At 74.2% G+C, this 1,573-nt stretch carries 2 protein-coding genes; both read left to right on the top strand.

Features of this window, described 5'->3' with window-relative positions; translation table 11 throughout:
• Nucleotides 1-1,020 (top strand): cryptochrome/photolyase family protein (locus tag I73_RS26855; RefSeq protein ID WP_199899046.1); only part of this gene is annotated, 1,020 nt, incomplete at its 5' end.
• Nucleotides 1,017-1,487: a thiol-disulfide oxidoreductase DCC family protein gene (locus tag I73_RS26860; protein WP_022980204.1), complete on the top strand. Its 471-nt coding sequence runs from the start codon at nt 1,017-1,019 to the stop codon at nt 1,485-1,487. The genes I73_RS26855 and I73_RS26860, both read left to right, overlap by 4 nt.
• Nucleotides 1,488-1,573 lie beyond the last annotated feature (86 nt).

The raw sequence follows: 1,573 nt of genomic DNA on the forward strand, positions 1-1,573 counted from the left end.
AGGGGCCGGGGCTGGTTGCCGGCCCCGCCGCGCTTCGCGCCTGATGCGATCACGCAGCAGGTTTTGGCCCTGGTGCGCACCCGGCTGACCGGGCATCCCGGCGCGCTCGAGGACTTCGCCTGGCCGGTCACGCACGCGCAGGCCCTGCAGGCGCTGGACGCCTTCGTGCGCGAGCGGCTGCCGCTGTTCGGCCGCTACCAGGACGCCCTGTGGGCCGGCGAGCCCTGGCTCTACCATTCGCAGCTGTCCGCGGCGCTCAACCTCAAGCTGCTGGACCCGCGCGAGGTGGTGGCCGCGGCGGAGGCCGCCTGGCGGGCCGGCCAGGTGCCGCTGGCCGCCGCCGAAGGCTTCATCCGCCAGATCCTGGGCTGGCGAGAGTACGTGCGCGGCATTTACTGGACGCGCATGCCGGGCTATGCCGAGCTCAACGGCCTGAACGCCACGCTGCCGCTGCCCGCCTGGTTCTGGACCGGCCAGACACCGATGGCCTGCCTGCGCGACGCGCTGCGCCAGACCCTGCGCTGGGGCTATGCCCACCACATCCAGCGCCTGATGGTGATCGGCCTCTATGCCCAGCTGCTGGGCGTGCGGCCCCAGGAAGTCCACCGCTGGTTCCTGGCTGTCTATGTCGACGCGGTGGAGTGGGTGGAGCTGCCCAACACCCTGGGCATGTCCCAGCATGCAGATGGCGGGGTGATGGCCAGCAAGCCCTACATCGCCAGCGGCCAGTACCTGCAGCGCCAGGGCGCGCCCTGCGCGGGCTGCGCCTTCGACCCGCGCCAGCGCACCGGCCCGCTGGCCTGTCCCTACACCACGCTGTACTGGGACTTCCTGCTGCGCCACCAGGGCTGGCTGGCCGGCCACCCCCGCCTGGGCATGCAGGTGCGCCACCTGGCCCGCCTGGGCGAGGCCGAGCGCACCGCGCTGCAGGCCCAGGCCCGGGCGCTGCGCGCGCAGGTGGAACAGCAGGCGCAGGAGGCGCAGATGGCGCAGATGGCGCCGGCGGAGGTGCTCGCATGAACCAGCCGCTCTCCCGCCCCGAAGCCGCCGCCGCAGCGCTGGAGGTCTTCTTCGACGGCGCCTGCCCGCTGTGCCGGCGCGAGATCGCCCACTACCGTCTGCTCACACCCCGCCAGCCCATCGCCTGGCGCGACCTGAGCGAGCCCGCGACCTGCGCCGCGCTGGACGACCCCGGTGCACCGGAGCGGGCCGCGCTGCTGGCGCGCTTTCATGTGCGTGACGCCGCCGGGCAGTGGCATGCCGGGGCGGCCGGCTTTCTGCGGCTGTGGGCGGCCCTGCCGCGCTGGTGGCTGCTGGCCGCGGCGGTGCAGGCGCTGCCGGGCGCGCCCTGGCTGGCCGAGCGGGCCTACCGCCGCTTCCTGCGCTGGCGCCCGGCGCTGCAGGCCCGTGCCCGGTGCCTGCTGGGCGAAGGGGCTGAGGCAGACTGCGGCGCTGCCTGCTATCCCGACCGGGGGCGCCATGGCTGAACCGGCCACCGCCCTGGTCTGGTTCAAGCCGCGACCTGCGGCTGCACAACCATGCACCTCTGGTTGAGGCGGCCCGTTTCGAGCGG

Origin of the sequence: Ideonella sp. B508-1 (genome assembly GCF_000333615.1) — a bacterium.
Lineage (GTDB): Bacteria > Pseudomonadota > Gammaproteobacteria > Burkholderiales > Burkholderiaceae_C > Ideonella.